Origin of the sequence: Amycolatopsis pigmentata, from assembly GCF_042684065.1 — a bacterium.
Taxonomy (GTDB): Bacteria; Actinomycetota; Actinomycetes; order Mycobacteriales; family Pseudonocardiaceae; genus Amycolatopsis_E; species Amycolatopsis_E pigmentata.
The window spans coordinates 792,225-816,956 of sequence record NZ_JBHUKR010000004.1 but is presented as its reverse complement, the minus strand read 5'-3'; the positions used below and the strand labels follow the sequence as shown (position 1 = coordinate 816,956).

General features: G+C 68.6%; 20 protein-coding genes and 1 pseudogene. 9 read left to right on the top strand and 12 right to left on the bottom strand.

Annotated features, from left to right (window positions below; translation table 11 throughout):
- Positions 1-6 precede the first annotated feature (6 nt).
- The 3 genes from ACFSXZ_RS05500 to ACFSXZ_RS05490 all read right to left on the bottom strand — a co-directional run bounded on the left by ACFSXZ_RS05500 (position 7) and on the right by ACFSXZ_RS05490 (position 2,863).
- Complete coding sequence (locus ACFSXZ_RS05500) at positions 7-1,503, bottom strand: MFS transporter (RefSeq protein ID WP_378261881.1); 1,497 nt, start codon at positions 1,501-1,503, stop codon at positions 7-9.
- Between the two features lie 7 nt (positions 1,504-1,510).
- Complete coding sequence (locus ACFSXZ_RS05495) at positions 1,511-2,242, bottom strand: SDR family NAD(P)-dependent oxidoreductase (protein WP_378261879.1); 732 nt, start codon at positions 2,240-2,242, stop codon at positions 1,511-1,513.
- Between the two features lie 174 nt (positions 2,243-2,416).
- Entirely contained in the window at positions 2,417-2,863 is a 447-nt protein-coding gene (locus tag ACFSXZ_RS05490) for a pyridoxamine 5'-phosphate oxidase family protein (RefSeq protein ID WP_378261877.1), read from the bottom strand.
- Between the two features lie 90 nt (positions 2,864-2,953).
- Between ACFSXZ_RS05490 and ACFSXZ_RS05485 the strand changes: the two genes are divergently transcribed.
- Positions 2,954-3,493, top strand: a complete 540-nt coding sequence (locus tag ACFSXZ_RS05485) for a TetR/AcrR family transcriptional regulator (protein ID WP_378261875.1) — start codon at positions 2,954-2,956, stop codon at positions 3,491-3,493.
- 19 nt (positions 3,494-3,512) lie between these two features.
- Here the strand turns inward: ACFSXZ_RS05485 and ACFSXZ_RS05480 are convergent, their stop codons facing one another.
- Positions 3,513-4,115 carry a TetR/AcrR family transcriptional regulator gene (locus ACFSXZ_RS05480; RefSeq protein WP_378261873.1) on the bottom strand — a complete coding sequence of 201 codons (603 nt, stop codon included), beginning with the start codon at positions 4,113-4,115 and terminating at the stop codon, positions 3,513-3,515.
- A gap of 75 nt (positions 4,116-4,190) precedes the next feature.
- Here ACFSXZ_RS05480 and ACFSXZ_RS05475 point away from each other — a divergent pair, with 75 nt between their 5' ends.
- Entirely contained in the window at positions 4,191-5,216 is a 1,026-nt protein-coding gene (locus ACFSXZ_RS05475) for a zinc-dependent alcohol dehydrogenase (RefSeq protein WP_378261871.1), read from the top strand.
- A gap of 3 nt (positions 5,217-5,219) precedes the next feature.
- Here the strand turns inward: ACFSXZ_RS05475 and cysC are convergent, their stop codons facing one another.
- Positions 5,220-7,133, bottom strand: coding sequence for an adenylyl-sulfate kinase (gene cysC / locus ACFSXZ_RS05470; RefSeq protein WP_378261869.1), 1,914 nt, complete (start codon positions 7,131-7,133; stop codon positions 5,220-5,222).
- A pseudogene (gene cysD, locus ACFSXZ_RS05465) lies at positions 7,133-8,032 on the bottom strand (sulfate adenylyltransferase subunit CysD); the annotation flags it as partial. The pseudogene cysD and the gene cysC, both read right to left, overlap by 1 nt.
- A 344-nt stretch (positions 8,033-8,376) precedes the next feature.
- Between cysD and ACFSXZ_RS05460 the strand changes: the two are divergent.
- Both ACFSXZ_RS05460 and ACFSXZ_RS05455 read left to right on the top strand, forming a co-directional pair.
- Positions 8,377-9,273: a sulfite exporter TauE/SafE family protein gene (locus ACFSXZ_RS05460; RefSeq protein ID WP_378261867.1), complete on the top strand. Its 897-nt coding sequence runs from the start codon at positions 8,377-8,379 to the stop codon at positions 9,271-9,273.
- A gap of 222 nt (positions 9,274-9,495) precedes the next feature.
- Positions 9,496-11,412: an AfsR/SARP family transcriptional regulator gene (locus ACFSXZ_RS05455; protein WP_378261865.1), complete on the top strand. Its 1,917-nt coding sequence runs from the start codon at positions 9,496-9,498 to the stop codon at positions 11,410-11,412.
- 29 nt (positions 11,413-11,441) lie between these two features.
- Here ACFSXZ_RS05455 and ACFSXZ_RS05450 read toward each other — a convergent pair whose 3' ends face one another.
- The 5 genes from ACFSXZ_RS05450 to ACFSXZ_RS05430 form a co-directional block, all read right to left on the bottom strand.
- Positions 11,442-13,562, bottom strand: a complete 2,121-nt coding sequence (locus ACFSXZ_RS05450) for an AfsR/SARP family transcriptional regulator (protein WP_378261863.1) — start codon at positions 13,560-13,562, stop codon at positions 11,442-11,444.
- A 156-nt stretch (positions 13,563-13,718) separates the two neighbouring features.
- On the bottom strand, positions 13,719-14,735 hold the full coding sequence (locus ACFSXZ_RS05445) for an NAD-dependent epimerase/dehydratase family protein (RefSeq protein WP_378261861.1): 1,017 nt from the start codon (positions 14,733-14,735) through the stop codon (positions 13,719-13,721).
- Positions 14,722-15,330, bottom strand: a complete 609-nt coding sequence (locus ACFSXZ_RS05440; protein ID WP_378261859.1) for a dTDP-4-dehydrorhamnose 3,5-epimerase family protein — start codon at positions 15,328-15,330, stop codon at positions 14,722-14,724. The genes ACFSXZ_RS05445 and ACFSXZ_RS05440 overlap by 14 nt, the downstream gene beginning before the upstream one ends.
- A complete protein-coding gene (locus tag ACFSXZ_RS05435; RefSeq protein WP_378261857.1) occupies positions 15,317-16,705 on the bottom strand; it encodes an NDP-hexose 2,3-dehydratase family protein in 1,389 nt (462 codons plus the stop codon). Before ACFSXZ_RS05435 ends, ACFSXZ_RS05440 begins: the two co-directional genes overlap by 14 nt.
- Positions 16,706-16,717: 12 nt before the next feature.
- Positions 16,718-17,827 carry a DegT/DnrJ/EryC1/StrS family aminotransferase gene (locus ACFSXZ_RS05430; RefSeq protein ID WP_378261855.1) on the bottom strand — a complete coding sequence of 370 codons (1,110 nt, stop codon included), beginning with the start codon at positions 17,825-17,827 and terminating at the stop codon, positions 16,718-16,720.
- 301 nt (positions 17,828-18,128) lie between these two features.
- Here ACFSXZ_RS05430 and ACFSXZ_RS05425 point away from each other — a divergent pair, with 301 nt between their 5' ends.
- Positions 18,129-18,923 carry an AfsR/SARP family transcriptional regulator gene (locus ACFSXZ_RS05425; RefSeq protein WP_378261853.1) on the top strand — a complete coding sequence of 265 codons (795 nt, stop codon included), beginning with the start codon at positions 18,129-18,131 and terminating at the stop codon, positions 18,921-18,923.
- Positions 18,924-18,966: 43 nt separating this feature from the next.
- Here the strand turns inward: ACFSXZ_RS05425 and ACFSXZ_RS05420 are convergent, their stop codons facing one another.
- Positions 18,967-19,941, bottom strand: a complete 975-nt coding sequence (locus tag ACFSXZ_RS05420; protein WP_378261851.1) for a TauD/TfdA family dioxygenase — start codon at positions 19,939-19,941, stop codon at positions 18,967-18,969.
- Between the two features lie 244 nt (positions 19,942-20,185).
- Between ACFSXZ_RS05420 and ACFSXZ_RS05415 the strand changes: the two genes are divergently transcribed.
- Genes ACFSXZ_RS05415 through ACFSXZ_RS05400 form a run of 4 tightly spaced genes read left to right on the top strand, consistent with a single transcriptional unit; the run spans position 20,186 to position 24,658 of the window.
- Positions 20,186-21,274 (top strand): alpha-hydroxy acid oxidase, encoded by a 1,089-nt coding sequence (locus tag ACFSXZ_RS05415; RefSeq protein ID WP_378261849.1) that lies wholly within the window; start codon positions 20,186-20,188, stop codon positions 21,272-21,274.
- Positions 21,271-22,413 carry an aminotransferase-like domain-containing protein gene (locus ACFSXZ_RS05410; RefSeq protein ID WP_378261847.1) on the top strand — a complete coding sequence of 381 codons (1,143 nt, stop codon included), beginning with the start codon at positions 21,271-21,273 and terminating at the stop codon, positions 22,411-22,413. The genes ACFSXZ_RS05415 and ACFSXZ_RS05410 overlap by 4 nt, the downstream gene beginning before the upstream one ends.
- Entirely contained in the window at positions 22,410-23,417 is a 1,008-nt protein-coding gene (locus ACFSXZ_RS05405; RefSeq protein ID WP_378261845.1) for an asparagine synthetase A, read from the top strand. Before ACFSXZ_RS05410 ends, ACFSXZ_RS05405 begins: the two co-directional genes overlap by 4 nt.
- A 2-nt stretch (positions 23,418-23,419) precedes the next feature.
- Positions 23,420-24,658 carry a glutamate synthase-related protein gene (locus tag ACFSXZ_RS05400; protein WP_378262769.1) on the top strand — a complete coding sequence of 413 codons (1,239 nt, stop codon included), beginning with the start codon at positions 23,420-23,422 and terminating at the stop codon, positions 24,656-24,658.
- Positions 24,659-24,732 lie beyond the last annotated feature (74 nt).

Sequence of the window (24,732 nt, the reverse complement as noted above, 5' to 3'; positions counted from 1 at the left end):
CCGGCGTCAGCCACGGGAGCCGGGCTCGACGAGTCCGGGTTTGCCGGCCGGCAAAGTCAGGCCGCAGGCCACGGCGCCGACGGCGAAGATCGCGCTCGAACACCGGAAAGCCACGGTGTAGCTGTGGATCGCGGCCTCCGCCGCGACGACCGGGCTGGTGGCGTCCCGGCCGATCAGGGACCGGGTGAGCGCGGAGGCGGCGAGCGAGTTGAGCAACGCGATACCGATCGAGCCGCCGATCTGCTGGGCGATGTTCACGGTGGCCGAGGCAACGCCCGCGTCGTGCGGCCGGACGCCGGAGGTTCCGGCGTTCATCGCCGGGGCGATGATGGCGCCGATGCCGCTCCCGAACAGCAGCAGCGGGCCCAGGATGTTCGCGGCATAGGAACTGTCCTGGCCGATGCCGGTGAGCCAGGCCATCCCTCCGGCGGCGGCGACCATGCCCGCGAACACCGGGATTTTCGCGCCGACGCGCGGGTAAAGCCGTGTGGTGCACATGCCCCCGGTGATCACGAGGGTACCGACCATGGGCAGGAACGCCAGGCCCGTCATGACCGGTGAGTACCGCAGGATCTCCTGCAGGTAGTAGTTCAGGAACAGGAACGCGCCGAACAGGCCGACGCCGCCGATGAAGATCGCCAGGTGAGACCCGCCGCGGGTGCGGTCGGCGATGACGCGCGGCGGCAGCACCGGATGCGCGGCACGGGTCTGCCACCAGGCGAACATCGCGAGCAACAGGGCGCCACCGGCCAGGAAGACCCAGGTGCCCGGGGCGCTCCACGGATGCGATTCGACGTTCGCGAAGCCGTAGACGATGCCGAACAGGCCTGCCGAGGCGATGAGCGTGCCGGGGAGGTCCAGACGGGGCCGGTCTCCGGAGGTGGGCCGGCGGGGGATCAGGGTCGCGGTGCCGGCGACCGCGATGACACTGATGACGACGTTGACGAACAGCGTCCAGCGCCAGTCGAGGTATTCGGTCAGCACACCGCCGAGCAGCATGCCGACCGCCGCTCCCGAACCGGAGATGCCACCGAACACGGCGAACGCCGTGGCACGCTCCTTGGCTTCGGTGAAGGTCGTCGAGAGCAGTGACAAAGCGGCGGGAGCGAGCATCGCGCCGGCCGCGCCCTGCAGAGCGCGGCCGGTGACGAGTATCGCGAAGTTCGGCGCCGCACCGCCCAGGGCCGAAGCGGCGCCGAAGGCGATCAGGCCGGCCAGGAACATCACCCGTCGTCCGGCCAGGTCGGAAACTCGGCCGAACAGCAGCAGCAGGCTGCCGAAGGCGAGCGAGTAGGCGGTCACGATCCATTGCCGGTCGCCGACCGAGAAGCCGAGTTCCTTTTGCGCACCGGGCAACGCGATGTTCACGACCGTGACGTCGAGGACGTCCATCAGCTGGGCCAGGCAGATCACGGCCAGGATCCACCATCGGCGCGCGTGGTGCGGCCCTGGCGTACTGGTACCGGCGGGTGCGCCGGTCGCCGTCATCCCCATCTCTGCCATATCGCCTTCAGACCAAGGACTGTTCGTCGCGGAAGAGCCCACCGGTCGGCCCGTCGGCGCCCAGGGTGGCGGCCCAGACGATGCCTCGCGCGCTTTCCGCGGCCGGGCGGTCGTGTTCGTCGTCACCGCGTTCGGGGTGTGTGGCGGTTTCGCCGGGGTCGACGGCGTTGACCAGGATCGGGGTGTCCGCCAAGGCGCGCGCGAGCACGGTGGTCAGGACGTTGAGCATGTGCTTGGCCATCGAGTACGCCGGAGCACGCAGACTCGCGCCGAGATCGAGTCCGGTGGCGATCTGAAGGGCCGAAATGCTGGAGACGTTCACGATCCGCGCCGCGGGCGCGGCGGTCAGCAACGGCAGCATCGACTGGACCAGTCCCCATGGGCCGATCACGTCGACCTCCATCGCCGAACGCACCACATCGAGGTCCGCGTCGAGCGCGGAGAGTGCCTTGAAGTCGGGCATGACACTCGCGTTGTTGATCAGGACGTCCAGGTGGCCGAAGAGTCCGGTGAGATGTCCGGCCGCTTCGTGCATGCTTGCGTGGTCGGTCAGGTCGAGGCGCAGCGCGGTGGCGGCGTACCCGTCCTGACGCAACTGCTCGGCCAGTGGCTCCGCGCGGGTGACATCGCGCGCGGTAAGGATCACGTGGTAACCGAGTTCGGCGAGTTGGCGGGCTACGGCGAAGCCGAGTCCGGATCTCCGGCTCGTGCCGGTGATCAAAGCGGTTTTGGTGGTCACGGCGGCATATCCCTTTCGCGATGGTCTGCGAGAGCGCAGGAGCGAACTAAGTTCTATAAGACGAACTTAGTTCGTGTCAACCTGGCCGCCGTGGACCACGAAGGCCGGGATGTGGTCACCGGCCGGCCGCGACGGCCTTCGCGCCGTCGCGGCCGTCATGCGACTTGATCGTGCTCAGGAGAGCCTTTCCGTGATGTCGCTGAAGTCCGCGGTGTTCCAGCGCTCCGGGCGCATCACGATCTCGATGTTGTCGGCGTGGGCTTCGTCGGTCGCGTCGGTGTAGGCCTCGCTCGCCCCCGGCGGTAGGTAGCGCGCCGCCATCTCGTGCCGGTCCGCCTTGGTCATCGGCGACGACCTCACGACCGGACCTTCGACCGAGACGTACTTGTAGACGCCGTCCTGCTGCTGCACGCACAGCGCGAACCGGCCGGCTTCTTCGATCAGCCGGGCCTTGCGCGCGCCGGGGGAGGTCATGACGACGACGTCGCCGCCCGGCTCGTAGCGGTACCAGATCGGCGTGGTCAGCGGTGCCCGTCCGGGCTCGGCCGCGACGCTCAGCACGCCGACCTGTGGGCGGGCGAGGAACGCTTCGCGCTCTTCCTTGGTCATCTTGCGGGCCATGAACCAGTCTCCTTAAGGCAAAAATATTTGCTTTAAGGCTATCCGGGTGTCGCAGGCAAAGGCAAGAATTTTTGCTTTAAGATTCCCTCGATGACCAGACCCGGCGGCCGCAGCGCCCGCGTCCGCGACGCGGTGCACGAAGCCGTCATCGAGTTGCTCGCCGCCGGAGAAATCGACGCGGCCATTCCGAAGATCGCCGAGCGCGCGGGCGTGAACCCGACGAGCATCTACCGGCGCTGGGGTGGCCGCGAGAACCTGCTCTTGGACGCCGCCGTGACACGGCTGCGCTCGACGTCGCCCATTCCGGACACCGGTTCGCTGCGGGGCGATCTGCTCGGTTGGGCCGAAGGCGTCGAACGGGCGATGCGGGACCCGCACGGCCAGATCCTGCTCCGCGCGCTCGTGGCGACCATGGCCCCCGACGGGAAGCCGTTCGAGTACCTCAAGGCGCGCGGCGATGATCTCCAGAAGACGATCGACGCGGCGGCGGCGCGCGGTGAGGCGGTGCCGTCGGTCGACGAAGTGCTGGACCACGTTCTCGCCCCGCTCTACGTGCGAGTGCTGTTCCGGCGCCCGGTCGAGCCGGGCACCGCGGCCCGGCTTGTCGAACGGCTTTTCAGGACCCTTTGAGCCCCTGCGAAAGGCCGGGCTACGCGCATTCCGGCGCGGGTGGCGCGGCCGAGGTGAGCATTGACCGGATGAGACGCTCGACGATGCCTTCGAGGGACGCCGGGATTTCGCGGTTGATAGCGAGGTACCGGCGTACGGCGGCATAGGGCAGATCGACGACGACGAGGAGCACTTCGGCCGTCTCGCGCCCTGTCGCCGCCTTGAGGTCCTTCACCAGCCGTCGGATGTGTTTGTCCCAACGTGCCTGGTCGGCTTCTCGCAGGCTTCTGCTTTCCGCGGGCCAAGCGGCCGGCTCGAAGGAGCCGAGACCGGCCAGCAGGACCCGGGCGTCAGCCGGGTTGGCGCGGCACCAGGACACGGTCCGGCGCCCCAGAGCGGCCGCCGCGTCCACTGGCTCGTCGCCGAAAAGCGGGTACAGCTCGTTGTGGAAGCGCTGCACCGCCCGGTTCCAGACGGCGGCGAGCAGTGCCGCGCGGTTGGGGAACCGGTGATAGACGGAGCCGCTGGACACACCCGCTTCCCGGATCACGCTGGCGATGGTGATCGCGTCCGCGCTCCCGGCCGCGAGCAGCCGTACCGCCGCGTCGAGGATCGCCGACGTGTCGTGAACGAGCCGCGGCATGGGTTGAAGATACCGGACATGCTCTCTAGAGTTCTCTCTCTAGAGAGCGTCGTCTACTTCACGCGGGGAGACCCCATGCAGAGCCTCGTCCTCACCGGTCCCCGCAGCCTGGAATGGCAGGACCGCCCGGCGCCACGCCTGTCCGCACCCATGGACGCCCTGGTGCGGCCCATCGCCTCGTCCGTTTGCGACCTCGACCGCCGGCTGGTGGCGTCACCTTCGCCCTTCGAGCCCCCTTTCGCGCTCGGCCACGAGGCGGTCGGCGAGATCGTCGACCTCGCCGACGACGATTCGGCGCTCCGGGTCGGCCAGCGGGTGGTCATCCCGTGGCACATCAGCTGTGGCACATGCGAGAACTGCCGGCGTGGCCTCCCGGGCACGTGCACGTCGGTGCCGCGCCTCGCGTCCTACGGCACGACCGCCGGTGGCCGGTGGGGAGGGTTGTTCGACGAGTTGGTACGCGTTCCCTGGGCCCGGCACAACCTCACGCCGCTGCCGCCTGCCGTCGAACCGTTCCTGGCCGCCTCGGCCGCCGACAATCTCACCGACGCCTTTCAGGCTGTCCGGCCGACGCTCACCGGCCGTCCCGACGCCAAGGTGCTCGTGGTCGGGGGAACGGCCAGCCTCGGGCTGTTGACCGTCTTGAGCGCCATCGCGCTGGGGGCCGCGGACGTCACCTACCTTGACGTCGACGAACGACGGTGCGCCAAGGCTTCCGCGGCGGGCGCTGCCGTCGTCACCGCCGACGCCTATCCCGACCGGTTCGACGGAGGCTTCGACCTGGTCGTGGATGCTTCGGCCTCGACCGCGGGCTTCCGTTGTGCCCTGTTGTCGACGCGCCCCGGCGGCACCTGCGTCATCCGGTCCGTCTATTTCGGCGAGTTGCGCCTGCCCTATTTCGCCTTGTACGGAACGGGAATCAACCTCGTCACCGGTCCACCTCACGCCAGCCCGCACGTACCCGACGTGCTGAGGCTTGTCGGCGACGGAATCCTGGACCCGTCGCCGATGCTGTCCGGCCCTTTCCGCTACGACGATGCGATCGGGATATTGCTGGAACCGCCGCCGGACAAGCCGGTCTTCACTCGGGGCGAAGGGTAGAACTCAAGCGGTGGTGCCGGGCAGCGTTCCCCTGTCGCGCAACATCCGCAGGATCTTGTCGGCGGCTTCCTCCGGCGATACCGCGGTGGTGTCCACCCGGATGTCGGGCCGGTGCGGTGGCTCGTACGGTGAACCGATACCGGTGAAGTCGGGAAGTTCGCCGGTGCGTGCCTTGCGGTAGAGGCCCTTCGGGTCGCGTTCTTCGGCGACGGCCAGTGGCACGTCGACATGGACCTCGCAGAACTCGTCCGGTGCGACCAGCGACCGTGCTCTGGCTCGCTCCGCTTGGAACGGTGAGATCAGCGAAACCAGCACGATCAGCCCGGCGTCGGCCATCAGCGCGGCCACCTCCGCCGCTCTGCGCACGTTTTCCACCCGGTCCGCGGCGCTGAACCCGAGGTCGGCGTTGAGGCCGTGTCGCAGGTTGTCACCGTCCACCAGGTAGGTGTGGACGCCGTGGGGGTACAGCTTGCGTTCGACGAGGTTCGCGATGGTCGACTTCCCGGCGCCGGACAGACCCGTGAACCAGATGACGCAGGGCCGGTGCGGGTGCAGCAGGGTGCGCGCCGTCTTGTCGATGTCCAGGTCCTGCCAGTGCACCTCCGCGGGCCGCGTATTCGGCTCATCGACCATCCCGGCGCCCGCGGTGTGGCCGGTCAGCCGGTCGATCAGCAGGAATCCGCCGGTGCCGGGGCAGTCGGCGTAGCGGTCGAAACCGGCCGCCGACTCGAGCGCGACCTCGGCGAGCGCGATCTCGTTGAGCGCCAGTTCGGCAGCGGGCCGCCGCTCACCGCTGTCCACGTCCACCCGGTGGTGCAGTGTGACGACGCGCGCGCCCGCGCACAGTGTGCCGATCTTGAGCAGGTACTGGCGGCCCGGCAGCATCGGTTCCTCCGCCATCCACACGATCCAGGCGGTGAACCGGCGCCCGGAGTGCGCGCGGTCGTCCACCGCACAGAGCAGGTCGCCCCGGCTGACGTCGATGTCGTCGGCGAGGACCACGGTCACCGCTTCACCGGTGCTCGCGGCCGCCGCTTCGCGGCCTGCCGAAAGAATCCGGGTGACCCGCGACCGCGACCCGGCGGGCAGCACCGCCACCTCGTCGCCCACCTCGATTCGCCCGCCGCAGATCGAGCCGGAGTAGCCGCGGAAGTCCGGGTCCGGCCGTTCGACCCGCTGTACCGGCAGCCGCAGCGGCCCCTGGCCCAGCCGATCGACCGGCATGTCCTCCAGCAGTCGCAACAGCGGTTCCCCGGTATACCAGGGCATGTTTTCGCTCGGCCGCACGATGTTGTCGCCGTGCAGCGCCGAAACCGGTATCGCGGACACGTCCTCGACGCCCAGGTTCGCCGCCAGTTCGGTGTACTCGGCACTGATTCCGTCGAACACGTCCTGCGCGTACCCGGCCAGATCGAGTTTGTTCACCGCGAGCACCACCCGCCGGATGCCGACCAGCGACACGAGCCAGGTGTGCCTGCGGGTCTGGGTGAGCACGCCCTTCCGCGCGTCCACCAGGATCACCGCCACGTCCGAAGTGGACGCCGCGGTGACCATGTTCCGGGTGTACTGCACGTGCCCAGGGGAGTCGGCCACCACGAAGTGCCGCCGCGGTGTGGTGAGGAACCGGTAGGCCACGTCGATGGTGATGCCCTGTTCCTGCTCGGCCTCCAGACCGTCCACCAGCAGAGCGAAGTCCAGCTCGTCGCCGCGGGTGCCGAACCGCGCCGACTCCTTGGCCAGCGTCGTGATCTGGTCGGCGAACAGCGCGCGGGACTCGTACAGCAGCCGACCGATCAGCGTGCTCTTGCCGTCGTCCACGCTGCCGCAGGTGACCAGCCGCAGCCGGTCCGCCTCGGCGTGCGCGCGCAGGAACTCGAGCACGTCGGCGCCTTCTTCTTCGCCGGTGTCGGTCAGCATCAGAAGTATCCCTCGCGCTTCTTTCGCTCCATGGAGGCGGCCGTGTCGTGGTCGATCACCCGGCCGGCGCGCTCGGACGTGGTGGCGGCCGCCAGTTCCGCGATGATCGCCGCAACGGTGTCGGCGGCGCTCGGCACCGCCGCGGTCAACGGGTAACAGCCGAGCGTGCGGAATCGCACCTTGGTCGGTACGGGGCGTTCACCGGGCGCCAACGGCATCCGGTCGTCGTCGACCATGATCAGGCGGCCGTCGCGTCGCACCACCGGACGTTCCGCGGCGAAGTACAAGGGGACCACGGGGATGGCCTCCCAATGCACATAGGCCCAGACATCCAGCTCCGTCCAATTCGACAAGGGAAAGACTCGCACCGTCTCGTCCGGTCCGGTGCGCGCGTTGTAGAGCTGCCACAGTTCCGGCCGCTGCCGTTTCGGGTCCCAGGTGTGCCCCGCCGAGCGGACGGAGAACACCCGCTCCTTCGCCCGCGACTTCTCCTCGTCCCGCCGGGCACCGCCGAAGGCGAGATCGAACCGGTGCTCGTCGAGTGCCTGCTTGAGCCCCTCGGTCTTCCACAGCCGGGTGTGCAGCTCCGAGCCGTGGGTGAACGGGTTGATGCCCCGGCGTACGCACTCCGGATTCTGGTGCACCAGCAGGCGAAGCCCGTGTTCCGCGGTCACCCGGTCCCGGAAATCGATCATCTCGCGGAACTTCCACGTGGTGTCGACGTGCAGCAACGGAAAGGGCACCGGTCCGGGGTGGAAAGCCTTGCGCGCCAGGTGCAGCAGCACCGAACTGTCCTTGCCGACCGAGTACAGCAGCACCGGATTCTCCGACTCCGCCACGGCTTCGCGGAAGATGTGAATGCTCTCGGCCTCCAGGCGGCGTAGGTGACTCAGCACGGTCCGGCCTCGGTGCGGTGCGTTCCGGTTTTCACGACGGAAACGACGACGACGCGATCAGGTTCGTCCGGCGAAAACGGCACAGTAAGAACAACCTCCCCCAAAACAACGGTCGTCAGGAAATAGGTGGGTGACCGTGCCCCATGTTCAGACAAGTCGAAACTATATGTCGGTACCCGAGGTGTCAACATGGCATCATTTGGCCGCACACACGAGTTCTTCCGTGCGCGGGATGGTCCAGTGGCAGGTATCAACCCATTGTGCGGAATGAGATCCCGGACGATCGGAGTATGCTCCGGGGCCGGTTTCGCGCAAACGGGGGAGACAATGGAAAGGGGGGCGATCCGGTGTTGTCGCTGACCGCGGCCGGGATGCTTGCCGGATTTCTGGTCGGGCTGAGCGGGGTGGGCGGCGGCGCTCTGCTCACGCCGGTCCTGGTGCTGGTGTTCGGACTCCCGCCGACGGCCGCGGTGTCCAGCGATCTGCTTGTCGCCGCGTGCATGAAACTCACCGGCGGCGTGGTGCACCAGCGGCGTGGAGACGTGCACTGGCCGATCGTCGGCTGGTTGTCGCTCGGTGGCGTTCCGGCGGGTCTCCTCGGTCCGCTGGTGATCCACTACGTGGGCACGGCACCGGTGGTGCAGCGGGCGCTCACCATCCTGCTGGGCGTCATTCTGCTCGCCGTCGCCGCCGTGATGGTGGTCGCGCTGTCCCGATGGGACCCACGCGGGCGGCGGGGGCCGGGGCAGGTCCCGGTGCGGCGGGGGCCGACGCTGCTGCTCGGTGGCGTGACCGGAGTGCTTGTCGGTTTCACCTCCGTCGGGTCCGGTTCGGTGGTGGCCGCGTGCCTGTTGCTCGCCTACCCCGCGCTGCGCATGTCGGCGATCGTGGCGACCGATATCGTCCAGGCGCTGCCGATCGTCGTGACCGCGGCGATCGGCCACCTGCTGGTCGGTGACTTCCACCTGTCGGTGGCATGGCCGCTTCTGCTCGGCGGCGTGCCCGCGGTCGTGGCGGGCAGCCTGCTCGCCGGCCGGATCCCCGCGCGGCTCCTGCGCGGCGTGCTGGCCGTGCTGCTCGCGGCGACGGGCACCACCCTGCTCACCCACGCCCCGGCGCTCGTCACATCGACCGCGTTCGTCACCGCAGCCACCGCTGTGATCGGCTCCCGGCGGCACACCGCCCGGTCCACCACCGGCGACCCCGCGCCCACCTCGGAAGAGCACGGCATCACCGGCGGGTAACGCCTGTCGCGTCAGGCGATAAAGCCGTGATATCCGGCCGATAACGGGTGACTTGTTCCGATTTCCCGCCACGCTTTCCGTGGTCGGCCCACGCGCGATGCGACGATGGTTTCGGTCATTCGGACTAGTCCGGTAAGGCACCTGCCCCCTGACGTACCGCACTCGCATGGTTACCATGGCGAATCGTAAGGTTCGAAGATCGCATCGTCGGCTGGGGGCAGCGTGGCGAAGAATGTGCCGATCCCTCGTGAGGGCGGCAACGAGATGGACCATCGGATACGGTACCGGGCGCTGGGCCCGCTGAGCGTGCGGCGAGCGGGCCGCGAGGTCGAATTGGGCTGGCACAAGCAGCAGTCCGTGCTCGCGACGCTGCTGGTCGAAATGAACCGGCCGGTACCGGTGGCGACGATAATCGAAGCGGTGTGGCACGGAGGGCAAATGCCCCGGGACGCGCGCAACGCGGTGCAGACCTATGTCAGCAGGCTGCGCCGTCTGCTGGAACCGGACCGCGGGGTGGGCTGGCCGGGCAGAGTGCTGGTCTCCACCGGCTCGGGGTATCTGCTCCGCGGCGATCCGGCTCTGGTCGACCTGGAAATGTTCGAACGGCATCTGGTCGGCGCGCAGAAGCGTTACCAGCACGGCGACCTTCCTGCGGCCGGGACGCAGTTGGACACCGCGCTCCGGCTGTGGCAAGGCCACCCGTTCACCGGGCTCGACGGGCCCGTGGTGGAGGCCCAGCGGCGGCGATTCGGTGACTTGCATCTGACGGCCAGGGAACTGCGCGCGCAGATCTCGATCGACCGCGGCCGGACGACCGAGGCGATCGCCGAACTCAGGGATCTGGTGGCGGTCAATCCCGGCCGGGAACATCTGTGGGCATTGCTCATGCTGTCGCTCTACCGCGCCAGCCGCCAGGCGGAGGCGCTGGCGGTCTTCCAGGACGTCCGTCGCAGGCTCGCCGACGAGCTGGGCATCGATCCCGGCCCGGAACTGCGGGAACTGCACGAGCGGATCCTGCGTGGTGACGTGGGTCCGGCCAGATCCACCCTGACCAAGCGGTTCGTCAGACGCAACGATCTCCCCGCCGACGTCGTCGATTTCACCGGCAGGCAGCGGGAAGTGCTGTGCGTGCTCGGCGATCTGCCGGACGCCGGGCACGCGCGGGCCACCGGGACGGGCGCGGCCACGGTACAGGTCATCGACGGCATGGCGGGGGTCGGCAAGACGGCCCTGGCCGTGCACCTGGCGCACCGGCTCGCGTGGAACTACCCCGACGCGCAGCTCTATCTCGACCTTCACGGCCACACCCATGGCCGCGGTCCGCTCGATTCGTCGACGGCTTTGGAAAACCTGCTGCGCGCCCTCAGCGTCCCCGCCGCGGTCATTCCGGACGGGCTGGACGGAAGGGCCGCGCTGTGGCGTGCCGAACTGGCCGCGCGCCGGGTCCTGGTGGTTCTGGACAACGCCTTCGACACCACCCAGGTACGGCCGCTGCTGCCGGGCACGGCACGGTGCCTGGCACTGGTCACCAGCCGCCATCGCTTGGCGGAACTCGAAGGCGCTGGACATCTGTCCCTGGACCCGCTTTCTCCGTCGCAGGCCTCCGCGTTGTTCGCGCGCATCGTCGGCGAGGAACGCGCGGTGGCCGAACGGGATGCCGTGCAGGAGGTGGCCCGGCTTTGCGGGTACCTCCCGCTGGCGATCAGGAACGCCGCGGTCAAGCTGCGCAACCGTCCGGTGTGGACGATCGGCTACCTGGCCGACCGGCTTCGCGACGGGAAACGACGGCTGGCCGAACTCACCACGGGCGATCGCGGGGTGGCCGCCGCGTTCGGCGTCTCCTACCGCAATCTCACCACGGCGCAGCAGCGGATGTTCCGGCTCCTGGGCACCTGCCCCGACCGCGACTTCGACACGGGCACCGCGGCCGCCCTGGCCGGTGTCGGCCTCGAGACCGCCGGTGCGCTGCTCGAGGACCTCGTGGACGCGCACATGCTGCAGGAACCGGTGCCCGGTCGCTACCGGTTCCTCGATCTCATGCGGCAGTACGCCGCTTCCCTCGGACGCGGGATCGAACCCGCGAGCGGTCAGGAGGTGCTCATCGTCCCGGCCCCGCGCCCGACGTCGTCCACCTCCTGACCGCCCTGACGAAGCTCGCGCCACGAGCGTCACAGAACGCACATCGCGTCGTGGCCGGGGAACAGTTTGCTCACGGTGTCGGTGAAGCGGCCGGCCAGGTTCCCCAGCTGCAGCCGCACCGCCTCGTTCATCGCGGCCACGATCGATGCGCGTTCCTGCTCGAGCCATGCCCGGGGCTCACGCAACAACTCGTTGAGGTAGTCGTGATCCCAGTGCCAAAGCTGCGACACGTCGGCCAGGACGGGCAGGGTATCGCCGACGTCGCGCCGGTGCGCCTCCGCGGTGAGCGCGAGCCAGCCACTGAGCACACGTTCACTGGCGGCTCGCAGCTGTGTGCGGGTCTCCTCGCGGAAGGCGTGCTCACGAGCGTGCAACCACAGCAACTCGTGCAACTGGTACCGCACGGTGAACCTGCCGGAACCGACGTCCAGCAGCTGGGCGTCAACGAGTTGCTCGAGTAGTTCCTCGGCGTGGCCCAGATCGGTATTGAGCAGTGCGGCGGCCACCCACGGCGCGAAATTCGCGCGATCGAGCAGGCCCAGCCTGCGGTACATCAGTGCCGCGTTCGGCCTCAGGTCGCGATAGCTGGGTTCGAAGCTGTTGCGCAGATCGTTGTCCGCGTCGAGTTCGTCCAGGCGGCGCCGGTGATCCTCCAGCCGGCTCACCAGGTGTTTGACCGTCCAATGTGGCTTTCTGGCCAGCTTGGTCGCGGAGATCCGCAGTGCGAGCGGCAGGCGGCCGCACAGCTCCCCGAGTTTGGCCACACTTTCCGGTTCGCTGGCCGGTCTGCTGTCACCGATGGCGACGTCCAGCAGTTCCACGGCCTCCCGCTCGGCCATGACACCGAGCCGGACCTGGGTCGTGCCGTGCCCGCCGAGCAGCCTGCCCACCTCGCCGCGTCCGGTGGCCACCACGCAGCACTGGCCGCTGCCCGGCAGCAACGGGAGGATCTGCTCGGGGCCGCGGACATTGTCCAGGACCACCAGAACACGCTTTCGGTCGAGAAGGCTGCGGTAGAGGGTCGCGCGCTCATGAAGATCGTCGGAGATCCGCTCACCCGGGACCCCGAGGGCGCGCAGGAAAACCTCGAGTACCGCGTGCGGTTCGCGAGGCCGGGCATGCTCGTCATAGCCGTTGAGGTCGGCGAAAAGCTGACCGTCCGGGAACCGGTGTGCGACGCGATGCGCCCAGTGCAGGGTCAGGACGCTCTTGCCCACGCCGGCCGCGCCGATCACCACGCCGACGGCAGGCGCCTTCCCGGTCTCGGCCGCCAGCAGCCCGTCGAGGATCTGCAACTCCTCGCGCCGCCCGATGAAACCGGGAAGATCCGGCGGTAGCTGCGCGGGGGTCAGCGCGTCGCCGACCTGGATGCCGAGGTGCCGTGGCAGGGCGAGCGAGGGGTCGTCGGCCAGGATCGCGTTGTGCAGTTCCTGCAGTGCCCGCCCAGGCTCGATGCCGATTTCCCGGACGAGGTGGTCACGTCCGGTGCGAAAGGTCTCCAGCGCTTCGGCCCGCCGGCCGGCCCGGTACTGCGCGAGCATCAGTTGCGCGCGAACCTGTTCGCGAAGCGGATATTCCTGGGCCATCGCGGCGAGCTCGCTGATCAGGGGACCATGCTGGCCCTGTTCGAGCTGCAGCGCCGTCCGCATCTCGTAGGCGGTCAGACGCTGTTCCTCCAGCCGCGCGGCCTCGGTCTCCACCGGATATCCGGTCACTCCGGCCAGCGCCGGTCCGGACCACAGACTCAGTGCCCGGCCCAGCAGGTCGGTGGCCTCGGCGATCTGCCCGCATTCGACCGCGAGGTGCGCGGCCCGCACCGCGGCGGCGAATTCGACCGCGTCGATGCGGTGTTCGGCCGAGCGGAGCACGTAGCCGGAAGCCGCCGTGACGATCACCTCGCCGGGATAGCCCGCGGCCTTGAACGCCTTGCGCAGAGCGGCGATGCAGATCGCGACCTGCGTCCGTCTGGTGGCAGGCGGGCTCCCGTTCCAGACCGCCTCGATCAGGCTGTCGACCGAAACCACCCGATCCGCGGACAACAGGAGCATGGCCAGGATGGTGCGCTGCCGTGGACTGCCCACCACCACCGGACGGGCGCCGACCCGGGCCTCGAGCGCGCCTAACAGGAAAAACTCCAATTGGATCGACATTCTTGATTCCCCAGTTTTTCAGTTTTACCAATCCGGCCGAAGGAAGGCAGACCCCGGGCCGCGCGCAACCGTTGCCACACAAGCCGGATAGCCGTGACTGTGGCCGGATTGGTCACGAAGGGCACAGTGACGGCTTCTCCTCGCACCGTCTTCTCTTCACCGGCCGGTGGACGGGAGGTTCCGTTCCGCCACGAAGGAGCTCGCCAGGCGTGCCAGCGCGTCGGGCAGCGGTATCCGCGCGGACCATCCGGTCGCGTTCCGGAAGGCCGAGGGATCGGCCACGAAGTCCACCAGGTCGCCGGCGACCGACTCCTCCGGTGGTTCCACGCACACCACGGGGACCGGCGGTTTTCCGGTCAGTTCCGCCACCGCGGCCGCGATGGCGGTGAACAGGTTCCGCACGGAGACGGCTCGCCCGGTGCCGATCAGCCAGTGCTTCCCGGCCAGCGTGTCCGCGTGGTCGAGCGCGGCGACGAACGCGCGCGCCACGTCGTCCACGCAGATCGGATCGCGCCGCACACTGCCGTCGTGCCACATGGTGAGCGGCCGGCCGTCGAGCGCCCGGCGCATCATGGCGGCGACCACCCCGCGGTCGAGCGAGCCCGGCCCGGTGCCCTGGGAGAACAGGGTTCCCAGCCTGAGTGTGCAGCCGCGGACGATTCCCGCGGCGGTCGCGGCCTCCAGCGCACGTTCGGCCGCGAGCTTGTGCCGGTCGTATTCGGTGACGGGCCGGTCGGGTTCGCCACCGTCGAGCACCGGCGCGGTCGGCCTGCCCACCTGCGAGGTCGACCCGGCGAACACCACGGCGGGCGGTGCGGCGGCCCGCTGTGCCCGGATCACCTCGATCAGGTCGCACATCAAGCCCACGTTCAGGCGTTCGGCGGTGTGGTCGTTCTCCGCCGTCCGCCATTGCCCCGCCCCGGTGGTGTGCGCGACGAGATGCACCACCGCGCCGGCACCGGAAACCGCTCGCGCCAGTTCGCCCGGCGTGGTGAGGTCGGCCCGAAGGATCTCCACTTCGGCCCGGGGCGCGGCGGGCACTGCCGGTTCCCGCCGCCCGACCAGCCGGAGTCGTCCCGGACGCGCCGCGAGTTCCCTGGTGATCGCGGTACCGAGCAGGCCGGAGGCACCGAGCACGACGGTCCTGCGCTCGTCCGCGCTAGTCGATCGCATGCAGTTTCCTTGTCAGTTCCTGGCACTGCCGGTAGTCCGGCAGGAGACCGGCCGCCCGGGCTTCGGCCAGAGTGGGGGCCACCGTGTCACGGTCGGACATGACGGGGTCGATGTCGGCGGGAATCGGCAGCCCGAGTTCCGGGTCCAGGGCGGACACGGCCAGTTCCCACTCCGGCACATAGCTCTGCGAAACCAGGTAGTTCATCACCGTGTCGTCCTCGAGCGCGATGAAGGCGTGTCCGACGCCGAGGGGAAAGTAGGACGCGCGGAAGGATTCCTGGTCCATGAGCACGCTGTCCCACCGCCCGAAGGTCGGTGATCCGACCCGGAGGTCGACCACGATGTCGATCGCCCGCCCGCGCACACAGCAAACGTATTTGGCGCCTCCCGGCGGGGTGACGGTGAAATGGACACCGCGCACCACTCCGCGCCGGGAGTTGCTGACGTTCGTCTGCGTCACCGGGAACAAGGGTCTTCCCGTCGCGGCGATGAAGGTTTCCTCCTGGAACGGCGACACGAAATATCCGCGGTCATCGGGATAGGCCTTGGCGGTGAATTCGACAGCGCCTTCGACGGCGAGTTCACGTACCTGCATGGAAGTCTCCTCGGTCACGCGGGGCTTGGGCGCACGCGAGCAGCGTGCGTGCCTCGATGTTCACGTAGTGCCCATGCCGCAGCAGCGTCATGAGCTGGCGCATGCTCACCCACCGGAAGTTGTCGGCCACGTCCACCGGGAAGTCCTCGCCCACCTCGATCACCTGGTAGCGCGTCATGGCGTGGTAGAAGCGGCCACCTTCCTCGGAGAGCATCGCGTCGTAGAGCGGGCGGCCCAGCCCGCCGAGCGCGATCTCTTTCAACAGCGGATGGCCCACCGAGGAAGGGTCCTCACCGGGCAGCAGCTGAATCGTCGGTCCCATCTCGACCATGTCCAGCAGGCCGATCTCCGGCCGGGCCTGCACCAGCAGGTGCGGCACTCCGTTGATCCGGGACAACACGAACGCCGCCAGGCCAGGCCCGTGCGGCGCGAGCAGCGGTTGCCGCCACGTCGTGACCTCCCGGTTCCCGGCCGCGACCTGGACACCGATGATCCGGAAATGCCGGCCGCCGGGGTCGGCGATTTCGTCCTCGGTGCGCCGCCATCCGGGTACGTCGCGCAGCGGGACCAAGCGGGTGCTCCAGTCGCAGCGGGTTTTCGCCTCGATCAGCCAGCTCAGGATCTCACCGAGGCCGTGCAGCGCGCGGTCGTCGTCCCGGTCGTCCTCGCGGACGTGGGGAGCGATGGTGTCACTGGGTGGTATGCAGGACAACACGGTGCGGGCGTCCATGTTGACGAGGTTGTCGACACGGAGGAGGTCGTAGACCAGGGGCAGCGGTATCCACCGGTAGTCGTCGTTGACCGGCACTTCTCCGGCGACGTGCACGACCATGTTGCGGTTGCGTTTGCGCCAGTACCACGAGCCCTGCTCGGACTGGATGACGTCGACGGCCACCTCGCCCCGGTCCGCACCCAGGAAATGCTCCAGGTAGCGGGTCCGGTGGCCACGGTGCACCTGGGTGTAGTTGCTGCGGGTGGCCTGCACGGTCGGGGACAGTTGCAGCGTGTTGATATTGCCGGGTTCCATTTTCGCCTGCATGAGACAGTGCGGCACCCCGTCGAGCGTCTTGGCCACGATGCCGAGCAGGCCGATCTCCGGCTGGTTGATCACCGGCTGGGCGCGCACGGCCAGGCCGCCGGTCTCGACCTGGAGCCCCTCGATGGTGAAGAATCGGCCGCTGGCATGGCTGAGGTTGCCGGTCGAGGGGTCGAAGCTCCACGGCTCGAGGTCGGCGAAGGGCACCCTGGTCACTTCGAAGGTTCCGGTGTGGTGCCGGTCCGACCACCAGCGCCGGAACTCCCCGGCGTCGGCCAGCACTTCGTTCCGGGCGGGCCGGACCACGTCGTCCGGCGATCTCCTTGTTCGTTCGGTCACGCCGTACTTCCTTCACATCATCGTGAGGACATCGAGGAGGGCGTCGATGACCTTGTCCTGGTCACCGCGCGACAGCGACGGGTACATCGGCAACGAGAAGATCTCCTCCGCCGACCGTTCGGTCACCGGCAGCGCGCCCTGGCGGTAACCGAGGTGGGCGAAACCCCGCTGGCGGTGCACCGGCCACGGATAGCTGATCGACAGCGAAATGCCGCGCTCGCGTAGCGCGGCGAGGATCTTGTCCCGGGCCGGGTGGTGCACGACGTAGAGGTAGTACACATGGCTGTTGCCGTCGGCGATCCGGGGCAGGACCAGCTCGGTGCCGGCCAGTGCCTCGGCGTAGCGTGCCGCGATGGCCTGGCGTGCTTCGATGTAGGTGTCGAGCCTGCGCAGTTTCCTGCGGAGGATCTCCGCCTGCACCTCGTCCAGTCTGCTGTTGTACGCGGGTGTCTCGACGACGTGGTAGACCTGCTCCATGCCGTAGTAGCGCAGCCTGCGGAGATTTCCATCCACCGTCGCGTCGCCGGTGATGGTCGCACCACCGTCGCCGTAGGCGCCGAGAACTTTGGTGGGGTAGAAGGAAAAGGCCGCGGCTTTGCCCATGGTTCCGGCGAGCCGGCCTCGATAGCGTGCGCCGTGGGCTTGGGCGCAGTCTTCGAGAACCGTCAATCCGTGCTTTTCGGCGATCGCGATCACCGTGTCCATGTCGGCGCACTGGCCGTACAGGTGCACCGGCAGCAGGCACCGGGTTCGGTCGGTGATCGCCGATTCCACCTGTTCGACGTCCATCAGGCAGGTGTCGCCGTGAATGTCCACGAAGACCGGGGTCGCGCCGACCGCGTCGATGGCCACGACGGTCGGAGCCGCTGTGTTCGAAACCGTGATGACTTCGTCGCCAGGACCTACTCCGAGCGCGCGCAGGCCCAGCACGATCGCGTTGGTCCCGTTGTCGACCCCGACACAGTGGGGAACGCCGTGATATGCGGCGAACTCCTCTTCGAAGTGCTTCACGCTCGGTCCGAGCACGAGCCGGCCGGACCGGAAGACGGTGTCCACCGCGTCCAGGATGTCGTCCCGTTCCCGCTCGTATTCGTCCAGATATCCCCAAACCAGCTGAGTCATGGTCGCAAGGTCACCTCCGCAGAGCAGCGGCGCACGTCCGCAGGTCGGTCAAACCGGCGTGTGCGCGACCGGACGTCCGCGTCCTGATGTTTTTGTGGGCTCGGCGCACCTGCCACACGGCCAAAACGTACTCGGCATCGGACGAACGCCGGTGTCATGTCGCCTTAGTGGCTGGTCAGCGGACCGCGGTGCCCGTGCGCCGGGTCACGATATACAGACGAAAAGGGCGCGCCATAGCGTCGGCGACAGTCGTGAAGTGCGCGCCGACCACGTCCCGGCGACCGAGTAGATTGGGGGCACCATGGCGGATTCGGTCGAATTTCGTCTCCTCGGGCCGCTCGACGTGCGGGTCGGCGGCCGCGCGGTCGAAGTGAAGGCGCACCGCGAAATGGCCACGCTGGCCGCGTTGCTGTTTCATCCCAACGAAATCGTGTCGACGGGCCGGTTGGCCGCCGCGGTGTGGGACGACGACCTGCCGGCGAACCCGGCCAACCAGATCGCGATCTGTGTGCTCTCCCTGCGCAGAAGGCTGCGGGCGGCGGGAGCCCCGCGCGAGTTCATCATCACCCGGTCGCCGGGTTACCTCATCCGAATCGAACCGGGACAGCTGGACACCCTACGGGTGGAGTCCCATATCGCGCGCGTACGGGACGCGGAGTCCAGGGGGGAGCGGGAGGAGCCACTGGCGGAGTTGCGCGCGGCCCTGCGGTGCTGGCGCGGACCGGTCCTGCCGGGCTTGGGCGGCCGGTTGCTCGCGCCGGAGATCGTGCGCTGGGAGGAACGCCGGGTGGAGTTGCTCGAACAGTGCGTGCAACTGGACCTGGACCTGGGCCGGCATCGGGCGGTGATCGGCGAGCTGACCGCGATGGTCGCCGACCGGGGCATGCGAGAGCGACCCCGCGAACAGCTGATGATCGCACTCTACCGGGCCGGCCGTCGCACCCAGGCGCTCAGCGTTTACCAGGCCACCCGGAAGCTGTTCCTGACGGACCTGGGCATCGAGCCGAGCGCGCGCCTGTGCAGGCTGCGCGACGCGATCCGGGACGGCACACTGGGCATGTCCCCGGACGGCCGCCCCTGCCTCACCGGATGGTGACCCGGCCGCGGTGACCCGGCCGCGGTGACCTGGCGCGGAACATCTACGCACGAGCGAGCCGGCAAACCTCGGAGACCGAGGGCAGCACTCGCGGAGCGGGCATGTGGTCACGGATCCACGCCGGCACCGTGCGCAGCGAGTAGAAACGGCGCAGCCAGCGGTCGTTGCCGTCGTAGCGCGCGGTGAAAGCCGACCGGCCGTGGGCGGCCACGTGGTTGTCGATGAGGATGAGGTCGCCCGGTTCCAGCAAGACCTCCCGGCAACTGGCGTCGAGCGCGGCGGACAGTTCCCGCAGCGCGGCCTTGCCCCGCGACTCGTGCGAGTAGGTGTTGTGCACGTTGAACCGCATGAGAAGGCCGTCGTCCTGGCCGGAGATCACCGGATGCGGCCGGCTGGACGGGCGCGCTCCCGAGCTGCCACGGGTGAACGAGGTGGGGTAGAGGCTGCGGAAGACGGGGCTTCCGAGGATCGCGACAGTCTCCGCGGGCAACCCTTCCGCTGCCTCGCGCACCGACGACAACCGCGCCGCGCCGAGGCCGGCGTGATCCTGGCGCAGGCACAGGAGGCCGAGAAAGTCCGGGCGCAGCGGATGGTGCACGTTTTCGGTGTGGAAACCGAATTCGCGGGAGCCGGTGTTCTCGATGCGGGCTTCCTCGCCCCGCACCGGATGCACCTCGTGAATCAGCGTGCCGCCCTTTTCGTCGGCGTAGCCCACCGGCGAGCCGAGCAGCCCGGCCACCAGCAGCAGATATCCGCTGGTGCTGTGACCGGTGAGGAACCCCGTGGTGTAGGAGTCCGGGGTGGGTGGCAGCGCGTCGATGGCGATACCCCGGATCACCGCGAAACCGTGGCGGCCGGAATCCTTGGCGAAGCGCGAGACGAAGGCCGCGAGGCCGGCCGGGACCCCCTCGACGGGGATCACGGTCTCCTGTGGCGCGGAGTCGAACCGGCAGGCCAGCGTGGCGGCCAGCTGGTGGAAAGCGCGCCGCTCACCGACGGTCAGCGGATAGCTGGGCATTTCTGCGGCGTGCAACGACACGACGACCTCCAGATGATACCGGACAACGGCGAAAGTTGTGCCGAAGACGGTAGTCGCGCCGAATTTTGAATCCATTTCGCGGAATCGCCGGACGGGGCCGGTGACGGACGTGACCCCGGCGGTTCCGAGCGAATGGGGTAAATCGCGACGAAAAGCTCCCGATAACTCCGCCGACCTAATCTGGTGCGGCCGGGGAACACGACACGAACAAGGGCGGCAAAACGTGGACTTGACGGCGTTCATGACAGTGGCCGACTACGAGCGGGCGGCCGGAGCGAGCCTCGACCGGGCCGGGTGGGCCTACCTGGCCGGCGGCGCCGGTGAGGAGCGCGCGGTGCACGCGAACATCGCCGCCTACGACGAATTCTGGTTCCGGCCAAGGATATTCAGTGACGCGGGGTCCCGGCCGGATACGGCGGTCTCGCTGTTCGGGCAGCGCCTGTCGTTGCCCGTGATCCTGGCACCCACCAGTCCGCAGCGGATTCTGCACGAGGAGGCCGAACTGGCCACCGCCCGCGCCGCGAAACGTGCCGGCACGGTTTCCGTGGTGAGTTCCGACAGCCATTTCCCGTTTCCGCGAATCGCCGAAGCGGGCGGTACGGCCTGCTGGTTCCAGGTATATCCGTACCGGTCCCACGCCCATATCGACAAGATGATCGCGATGGCCGAGGAGACCGGCGCCAGGGGAATCGTGCTCACCGTGGACGCCTATCACCGGCCCCAGCGCGTCACCGCGCGCCGTGCCGGATTCCGGGTCCCGCCGGAGGTCGACTTCGGCACGCTGCGCCTGCTGGGCATCCTGGACGGCGAGGTACCTCCCGACGCCAGGATCGACCGGATCCCGCTGGGCTGGGGCGATCTGGACCGCATCAGGGCCCGGGTGCAGTTGCCGTTGCTGGTCAAGGGTGTGCTGCGGGCCGAAGACGCCCGCCGCTGTGTGGACGCCGGCGTGGACGGTGTCGTCGTGTCGAATCACGGCGGGCGGCAGCTCGACTGCGTGACACCGGCACTGCCCGCGCTGGCCGCCATCGCCGCCGAGGTCGGTGACGAATGCACGCTCCTGGTAGACGGCGGGATCCGCTCGGGCGGCGACGTGGTCAAGGCGCTCGCCCTCGGCGCGAACGCCGTCTGCGTCGGGCGGCCTTACCTGTGGGGGCTGCGTGTGGCCGGTCAGGCGGGGGTCGAGGCGGTGCTCGCGACCTTCCGGCGGGAGATCACCGACGTTCTCCTTCAGCTCGGGCTGGCTTCGGTATCGGAAGTTCGGCGGGACTGTGTCTGGTCCGCGCCCCTGGAGAACAAAGGAATCCGATGAGCGAACACACCGGGCGAGTGCTGCGCTTTTCCCGTGGCATCCCACCCATCGAGGCGATTCCGGGCGACCGGCTGGCGGAGCAGGTGCGGGCCGTGCTCGACGAGTTCGGCCCCACGATGTTCCAGTACCCGCCGATCGGCAGCTATCTCGGCGATCCGGCGTTGCGCGAGCAGCTGGCGAAGGCCCACAACGCCGATCCCGATCACATCGTCGTCACCACCGGCTCGCTGCAGGCGCTCGATCTGCTCGCCACCCGCCTGCTGACCGGTGATTCCCCACTCGTGTACGTGGAGGGGCCGACCTACGATCGAGCGGCGCGCATTTTCGAGCGGCACGGCGCGCGAGTGAGCTCGATACCCGTGGAGTCCGACGGTATGGACATCGGGCGGTTGCGTGACCGCTTGCGGGACGAGGTACCGGATGTGCTGTACACGATCCCGGACTTCCAGAATCCCAGCGGCGTCACGCTGAGCGGCGAAAAACGGCGAGAGCTTGTCGAACTGGCCGAGGTCTACGGGTTCACCGTCCTCGAGGACATCCCCTACCGGCGGATTCGATTCCACGGGACCCCGCCGCCGGGCCTGGGGGAGATCGCCGGGAGCGCGCGCGTGATCACCATCGGTTCACTGAGCAAGGTGCTCAGCCCGGGCCTCCGGGTCGGCTACGCGGTAAGCGACGGTGACACCGCCCGTACGCTGGCCACGCTTTCCGAAGGCGTCTATCTGTCGCCGGTTCCGCTCTGCCAGGCGGTGGCGGCACGCTGTCTGCGCTTGGGCATCGTCGACGAGAATGTCGCGCGGATCGTGGACCTTCTGCGGCCACGGCACGACGCGGCCGAAGCGGCCGTACGAGCCATGATCGGCGACGCGATGCTGGCCGTGCCCGGTGGTGGGTACTACATCGGTGTCCGGCTCTCCGTTGACGAGGACGAACAGTCCTTTATAGACAGAGCGAGCCGGGAGGGACTCGCGCTCATCCCGGGCTCGGCCTTCTATCCCCGCGCCGAACGACGGCCACCGGGCGAGCTGTTCCTGAGGCTGCCGTTCCAGTCGCTGACCCCGGACGAGTTCGAGGCCGGTGTCGGAAGACTGTCCACAGTGATCAGTGCACGCACCCGACTCGAGGGAGTGAACCGATGAATCGTGAACAGGGTGAGGGAACGCGGCGGGTGCCTCCGCTGCCTCGGGAGCACCTGTCCTCGCCGGTGACTCGCACCGTGTTGACCGTCCAGCAGAAAATGCTGTCCGCGGCCCGCGAGTACCTCCGCGGGGAAGGGTTCATGGAATTCCTGCCGCCGCTCATCGGCCCGGTCACCGATCCGGCTGTTCGCGGCGCGAAACAGGTCGACATCGACTACTACGGTCATCGGTACAAGTTGATGGCCAGCGTCATCCTCTACAAGCAGGCCACCCTGGTCGGCTTCGACAAGATCTTCTTCATCGCGCCCAACGTTCGCCTCGAGCCACCGGAGACCTCGGCGACACACCGGCACCTCGCCGAGTTCCACCAGATCGACGTGGAGATGGCCGGCGCCACCCGCGCGGACATCACGCGCGTGGCCGAGCAGTTGGTCATGCACGTGGTAGGCCAGGTGGTGCGGGACCTGCCCGCGGAACTGGAATCGCTCGGCCGGGACCCGGGCGCCTTCAACGAACTGCTCCTCGGTCTCCCCTTCGACCGGATGCCGCACGCGGCGGCCGTCGACGCGCTGCGCGGCGACCGGCATGACCAGAATCCGGATGCGGAGATCGACTGGCCGGGCGAGGAGATCCTGTCCCGGAAGGCGAGCCGCCCGTTCTTCCTGACCGACTATCCGAAGGGGTCCCGCGGGTTCTACGACCGGGAGAGCAGGACCGAACCGGGCAGGCTGAACAATTTCGATCTCATCGCGCCCGAAGGATACGGTGAGCTGTCCAGCGGCAGCGAGCGGGAGTTCGAGTACGAGCGGATCATGGCCCGGATGCGGGAGACCGGGGAGAACCCGGCGAAGTACGAGTGGTATCTGAACATGGTACGGGACGGCATTCCCGACAGCGCCGGTTTCGGACTGGGCCTGGAGCGGTTCACCAGGTACGTGTGTGGCCTCGACGCGGTGTGGCGCGCGAGCGCCTACCCGAAGATACCCGGTGTGGTTTCGCCGTGAGCATGCTCCAAGCATGGGGCTTTCCGGAGGAGGAAGTGCGCGAGCGGGCCCGATGCGGAACCGCATGTGCCTTTCCACCCGCGGGGACCTATGGCAGGGTGCTGTTCGGCGCCACCCCCGATGGCGCCGGGAGCGGCAGGCCCGATCTGATCGACGCCGCCCGGCTGCTACCGCCGGTGTTCATGCCCCAGCGCATGGAGAAGCTGATCGAACTCGGCCGGGAGCCGATGTACGGGGACGTGGTGCTGGAAACGACGATCGGCGGGTTCCGCTCGCCGCTGCCCGTCTACGTGTCCGCGTTCGGATCGACTCAGGTGGCGGTGGGAGATGTGGGGCTGGCGGTGAGCAGGCAGGCGGGCCGGCTCGGGGTACCCATGGTGATCGGCGAGAACATCGTCCCGATGAACGGGTACGGCCGTGTGCCGGGAGGCGAAAGAGGGTCCCTGCTGACGAGGATCCGGGCCTACCTCGACGAGGTCCCCGACGAGTTCGGCGGGGTGATCATCCAGCAGAGCACCGAGGACGCCGACGCCGAGGTGTGGAACCTGACCTACAGCGACCCTTCCGTACAGCCGCTCCTGGACACCGGGCGGCTGGCCTTCGAGTTGAAGGTGGGGCAGGGCGCCAAACCCGGGCTCGGCGGCATGACGATGGTCGGCGGCGCGGAGGCGGAGCGGGTCGCCGACTACTACGTGCTGGAGGAGTTTTCCGGCGGCGAGGACCGCATCGCACTGCGCAGCAGCAGCCCGGGAACCTTCACCGAGGACATCCTCCGGTCCCAGATCCGGTTGATACGCAACAACTTTCCGCGGGCCAAGGTCTGGGTCAAGTTGCATCCGGGCCGGGATGTCCTGGACGCGGCGCTGCTGTCCTGGCACAGCGGCGCGCACGCGGTGACCGTCGACGGTGCCGAAGCCGGCACCGGCTGGGCGCCGCGACCGTTCCTCGACCACGTCGGGCTGCCGCTGGGCGAGTGCCTGCGGAGAGTCGGGAGACAGTCGTCGTGCCTGCTGGTCAGCGGCCGGATGTGGGAGGGCTCCCGGATCGTCAAGAGCCTCGCACTGGGCGCGACCGCGGCGGGTCTCGGCCGGGCCGCGTTGCTGGCCGCGGAGGAAGAACCGGAGGTGGGGCTGATCCGGCTGATCCGCTGTGTCGAACTCGAAATGCGAATGCTCATCAGCGCGCTCGGAAAATACTCGCCCCAGGCTCTCGATTCGGGTGACGTGTTGTTGCCGGAATAGTCCCGTGTTCCGGTGCGCCGTTATCGGCGCGCCGATAACGCGGTGAAACCGTTGCCCTCTAACGTCCTCCCGGG